Source organism: Deltaproteobacteria bacterium, assembly GCA_028818775.1.
GTDB lineage: Bacteria > Desulfobacterota > Binatia > UBA9968 > JAJDTQ01 > JAJDTQ01.
In genome coordinates this window covers 1-5,254 of record JAPPNE010000034.1, presented here as the reverse complement: position 1 = coordinate 5,254, position 5,254 = coordinate 1, and the positions used below count along the sequence as shown (strand labels likewise).

Annotated in this window: 6 protein-coding genes and 1 pseudogene; 3 read left to right on the top strand and 4 right to left on the bottom strand. The window is 69.5% G+C overall.

The annotated features are described in order from the left end of the window. Positions 1–106 precede the first annotated feature (106 nt). The 3 genes from ssb to OXU42_02735 all read right to left on the bottom strand — a co-directional run bounded on the left by ssb (position 107) and on the right by OXU42_02735 (position 1,948). Complete coding sequence (gene ssb / locus OXU42_02745) at positions 107–544, bottom strand: single-stranded DNA-binding protein (GenBank protein MDE0028305.1); 438 nt, start codon at positions 542–544, stop codon at positions 107–109. Positions 545–723: 179 nt separating this feature from the next. Beyond that, positions 724–900, bottom strand: coding sequence for a hypothetical protein (locus OXU42_02740; protein ID MDE0028304.1), 177 nt, complete (start codon positions 898–900; stop codon positions 724–726). Positions 901–1,618: 718 nt separating this feature from the next. Next, positions 1,619–1,948 (bottom strand): hypothetical protein, encoded by a 330-nt coding sequence (locus tag OXU42_02735; GenBank protein MDE0028303.1) that lies wholly within the window; start codon positions 1,946–1,948, stop codon positions 1,619–1,621. 344 nt (positions 1,949–2,292) lie between these two features. On the opposite strand from OXU42_02735, the pseudogene OXU42_02730 reads away from it, so the two are divergent. After that, positions 2,293–2,508: pseudogene (locus OXU42_02730) on the top strand (cold shock domain-containing protein). Further along, the gene (locus OXU42_02725) at positions 2,482–3,114 is read left to right on the top strand and encodes a cold shock domain-containing protein (protein ID MDE0028302.1); all 633 of its coding nucleotides are present in this window, start codon (positions 2,482–2,484) and stop codon (positions 3,112–3,114) included. The pseudogene OXU42_02730 and the gene OXU42_02725 overlap by 27 nt, the downstream one beginning before the upstream one ends. A 119-nt stretch (positions 3,115–3,233) precedes the next feature. On the opposite strand, the gene OXU42_02720 is transcribed toward OXU42_02725, so the two are convergent. Beyond that, positions 3,234–3,530, bottom strand: a complete 297-nt coding sequence (locus tag OXU42_02720) for an HU family DNA-binding protein (protein MDE0028301.1) — start codon at positions 3,528–3,530, stop codon at positions 3,234–3,236. Positions 3,531–3,813: 283 nt separating this feature from the next. Between OXU42_02720 and OXU42_02715 the strand changes: the two genes are divergently transcribed. Next, positions 3,814–4,749, top strand: coding sequence for a hypothetical protein (locus tag OXU42_02715; protein MDE0028300.1), 936 nt, complete (start codon positions 3,814–3,816; stop codon positions 4,747–4,749). Positions 4,750–5,254 lie beyond the last annotated feature (505 nt).

Sequence of the window (5,254 nt, the reverse complement as noted above, 5' to 3'; positions counted from 1 at the left end):
GCGCAGGGGCGCGCCGCGTCCTGGTGGTTGGCAAGACGAAGGGGCCGACCCGCGCGCGGGGAGCGGCGCGGGGTCGGCCCCCGGTGAGCCGGAGGGAGGGGCCGGCTCAGAACTGGTCGGGCGCGTCGACGGGTGCTTCGTCGGCCGACATCGCCTCGCCGTTGGCTGCCTGGGCGGTGTTGCCGTTGGTGCCGACGGGCCGATCCAGGAACTGGATGCGCGAGCCCGGCACGAGGATGATCTCGGTGGAGTAGCGGTCGGAGTCCTCGCCCTCCTTGCGCCACTTCCTGGTCTGCAGCTTGCCGGAGACGTAGACGAGGCGCCCCTTCTTGGCGTGCCGCTCCAGCATGTCGACGAGGCCGGGCTGGAACGAGGTGACGCGGTGCCACTCGGTCTTCTCCACGCGGCTTCCGGAATTTTTCTCGATGAAACTTTCGTCGGTCGCCACCGACATATTGGCGACGCGGCCGCCGGAGGCGAGGTTGGCGATGGTGACATCTGCGCCGAGCCGGCCGATGAGCTGAGCCTGATTGAGTCCGAACATTGTCTTGTCTCCTGAGTTCCAGGTTGATGACGATGGTTGACGAACGGCCTGGGGACCTCTTCTCGATCCACCCTCCGTTCATCCTCTTCCAAGCTCTTCACTACCTCTGCCATCGCGGCCCGCACCGGCGCCTGCGGGGCTGGCGTTGGCGGTGGCGCCGCCTCGGTGCCCCGCGTCTGCTACGTCCAGGCCGTGATGCTGGTTATGACGGGCACATCGCCCACGATCTCGACGTCCTCCGGCGAGAGCCGGGAGAAGGTGAGGCAGGCCGCCAGTTCGGCTTCGGACTCCCAGCAGCCCAGGTCCTCGCCGGTGTCGATCACCACGACCCGGAAGCTCGCAGGTGCCGTGGGCAAGCCGCGGTGCTCGCCGGAGCGCAGGTAGGACCGCCGCGCGCAGGGGACACAGCGCGATGCCCCCGCCGAATATGCTCCGCACTCCGTACACCTCGAAACGGCCCTGCGGCGCCAGTACCTGCGCCTTGCGGCTGCGTTCTTCGTCTCGGGGTTGTAGGTCTGGGCGGCGGCGCACGTGCCGCAGCGCGCGGCGCCCCCGGAGGGCGCCCCGCACTTTCCACAGGCGCCGCTGGCGCGACGACGGTTCCACTGATCCCGCTCGGCCGCATTGCGGCGGGCGAGACAGGCCTTGCACCTGGTGCGTCCCTCTGCCGGAGGGCGGCACCCACATTTGGCACACAAACCCGCTGCCGAGCGCGCCTCGTAGCGGCGCTTCGACGTGGCGCGGGCATTTTTGCGGCGGGCCTCGGCACACTTGCCGCCGTAGAGAAGGCCCTGGGCCCTGGCCCGTGCGTATCGCGCCCGGTCGGCCGCGCGGCGCTTGCGGTTGCATTCGGCACACAGGGTGCGGTCGGGCTCCGGGGCGCGGCGTCCGCACTTCGTACAGCACCCCGCGGCGATCCGCTCTGCGCGCTGGCGCCGGTAGCACCGTCGCCGGGAGGCGCGTTCGTCATCGCGATGCTTGTAGGGCACGGCTGGTTCTCCTCCCTTCCATGCTGCGCAGTCGGGGGGCGTCCGGCAGAAACACGGTCCGGCCGGACGCCCCCGCAGTCGCCGCTCAGCGATGCCTGCCCTGGGCCAGGAAGCCACAACTGAATTCACCCCACAGCTGGATGCCGCTGTCTTCGAGATTGACGGCGGTGCACACGATGATCTCGTCGCGCGCGGGCCGCATCTTCGTGACGTTGGACAAGCTGGTGACGGTATGCCGGGGCCGGCGCCTTTTCTTCCCCCGCGTGGGGGGCGCGGCGGTCGGCACGGGGGTGATCGCGCCGTCGGCCGCCGAGCGGAAGCGCTCGACGACGTAGCGGTCGTCCTCGAGGCCGCGCCCGAATATATGGACGAGGAAGGTTTCGGTATTGCCGCGCTGCACGCCGCCGATCTGCATGACGCCCTCCGTCTGGTGGATGGTTGGAAGCGGCGGGGCGGCCTCTCTCCGGAAGCCCGCCCCCGCCGCCCCGGTCACGGCCATCCTCTGCCTCTCGTTGGCGTGCGAGCACCGGAGCGGCGTCGGCGAGCGCGCCGGGCGCGAGGCCGGCAGGCGGGCGGGCGCCGGTGCCTCGCCACCGGGATGCACCGGGCAGCACACCGACAGGGAGCACACCAAATCTGTTGCCCCGCGCCGGCCGTCGTTATCATGGGCGCCCGGTCGGGAGTGGCCGGTGTTCAAAGAGCGCCACATACCCCGCCGCGCGGCGGGTCCGGCAGCACATCGAAGGCAGGTCGGTCAGGATGCAGGTAAGCGGCTCAGGAACGCCCCCCGGCGCAGAGGTGACTGCGGCGGTCAAGTGGTACGACCCCGTGAAGGGGTTCGGCTTCCTCGCACCCGTGGACGGCTCGCGCGACGTCTTCTGCCATGCATCGGCGGTGGGCCGTGCGGGCTGGCTCACGCTTCCCGAGGGCGCGATCGTCACCTGCGAGGTGGTCGAGGGCCGGCAGGGTCCGCAAGTCTGGCGGATCCATGCAGTCGATGCCTCGACCGCGTCCTCGGGCGAGACAGGCAGCGGCGGGCCTGCGCGCGGGGCGCACGGCCCTGCGTCCGTCGAACAGGCTCCGCCCCCCGGGCGCCGTCTTACGGCAATCGTGAAGTGGTTCTCTCCGGCGAAGGGCTTCGGCTTCCTGACGCCCGTCGACGGCTCGGAGGATGTGTTCTGCCACCTCTCGGCGGTCGAGCGCGCGGGTTACGAGACGCTTCCGGATGGGGCGAGCGTCATCTGCGAGGTGGCGGAGGACCGGCGGGGTCCGGCGGTGTCCTCCATCATCGCCGTCGAGACGGCGAACGTGCCACCCCTGCCGGGGCATGGCGCCCGAGAGTACGGGCGCGACGACGGCCATGGCGGACTGGAGGAGGAGCGGCGCGGCACGGTCAAGTTCTACAACGCCGAGAAGGGCTATGGCTTTGTCGTGCCCGACGACGGCGGCCGCGACGTGTTCCTGCACGGCAGCGTGCTTGGCCGGGCGGGGCTGGGGCCACCGGAGCCGGGCCAGCGCGTGAGCGTGTTGGTGACGCAGGACAAGCGCGGTCTCCAGGCGACGGACATCGAACTCTTGTGAGGAGAACGCCGGATACCCGCCGACGGATCGGGGGCCGTATTCGACGATGGCCATCCACTCGCAGCGGGACGCAGCTCGCGACGTGGGCGCTGCCCCCCGGCCGAAGGGAGGGAAGCGGCCTATTCGACCATCCGCTTGAGGACCGAGAGAGGCTGGAGCTTGATCCCCGACGAGGCCGGCTTGGCCGGGACCTCGATCTCCTCGCCCGTGCGCGGCGAGATCATCGTCCGCGCCTTGCGGGCGGGCTTGCGCACGCGCCTGATCTTCAGCAGGCCGGGCAGGGTGAAGGTGCCGACGGCGCGCTTCTTGATATGACGCTCGATCAGAATGCCCAGGTCGTCGAGCACGGCGGCGACGTCTTTCTTCGACACGCCCGTGGATTCGGAGAGGGAGGCGATCATCTGGGTCTTGGTCATCGCTTTCTTGAGCGCGGTGGCCTTGCGGGGAGAGGGTGTCGACACGTGGTGAGCCTCCTGACGGTGTGGCGGGGCCGACTGCATACTACGTCCCCGCGCCGGCGCGACAAAGGCGTCGGATGGGTAGTGGTTCATTTGGAACAACCGCCCTAGGTCCAGGCGGCGTGCAACCGACTCAGCCGATGGCGTCGGAGAGCAACGGGTAACGGTGGGTGGATCGCGTCAGACAGACACCCGCCGGCCAGCGTGCTGGCACCACCTGTGCGCGAAGAGGATAAAGAACATGAGAGACGAGACCAAGTACGCGCACCGCGCTGAGCAAGCCTCAGCCGGGGCAATTCGTGAAGCGCTGGCTGCCGGCCAGGACGCAGCGGTGGTCAGCGCCGACGACATGGCGATGTGGGCTGCCGCCCACCTCGCGCTCGACACGGGAAGCGAGATCGGCGCCGGGGACGCGCTCCCGCAGCTCGTCGAACTCGGCGGGCCGCTGGCCGAGAACGAGCCGATGCTCGGGAGCATCGAAATGTGGGTGCACATGGTCGCTGCGGGTCGAAACGGGCGAGAGTATCCAGAAGCGAACCTCGCGGCGATCGACGCCGAACTGTGCGCGAACGACGAGGGCGACTTCGGCGCGCGCTACGCCGCACGCGCAATGCACGCTGCGGGGACCCGCACTGTGCTATGGCTACACGCGGACCGCTTCGCCCGGGAACCGGCGCCGCCAGGTGCGGCAAGGCTCATCGAAAGCATGACCGCGCCGCTCGCAGCCGCAGGGATCCGGAGCGTCCTGTGCTTCGAAGGAGGGGTGACCGAAGGTTGGACGCCGCAGATCGCGTGCCCCGCAGGCGCGCGCCCCGTGCACCTCGCGCGCTATGGGAGCCCGCTCGACACCGCGGGCGCGGAGCGCCCCGCGGGGGCCGCCGCCGAAGACATCGCGTACGTGAAGGAATTGGCGGTAGCAGTCGCCGCAGGCAACGGAAAGGACGCCGCAGACGTGATCGGCGAGGCCGAGGCGAGGCAGCTCTGCGACGCAAGCGCCGGGTGCGGGAGGATGCTGATCGGATGGACGAAGGCGGCGGCGCGGCGAGCAGGCGCCGGGAACCTCGAATGGGAGGACTTCGCGCGGACCGCGCCTCGAGCCGAGCAACAGCGCGCACTGCTCGCCTGCGCCGAAGGCGCCGAACGCACGGTCCGCGCGATGTGCGAAAACCGCAGGTGACTGAAGGAGGGGGATGACCCGAGCGCGATGTCGGGTACAGAATTTCAAACTTTCGGCGCTCAATAGCCCTGCCCACACGCGCCCCTGTCAATGCTTGACCCCCGCCCTCGCGGGCGACAGCCCATGACTCGGGGTGGAAGTGGTGGCTCACCTTCTCCTTCCTGTCGGACTTTCACCAACTACACTGTCACCAGTTTGCCTAGCGCTCCGCGTTCTGTGACAGGCCTCGTCACCCGCCCGGCCTTCCGTTCCGATGCGCAGCGCCCGCCGAACGGTCTCGCCGCGAGCGGGAACGCGGTAGAGTTCTCGCCCGAAACGGCCTCGTCCCTTGCGGAAATCGCCAGGAAAGAGGCTGGTTTGCCTCAGAAAACCGAACGAAATCGAGATCCAGCCATGACCGAAACGACCGACCGTGCGCTGAGCCGGCGCATCCGCGTGCTCCCCGAGCAATGGGAGCGGTTCGAGAACGCCGCCAGGGGAACCGGGCGCACGGCCAACGAGCTCG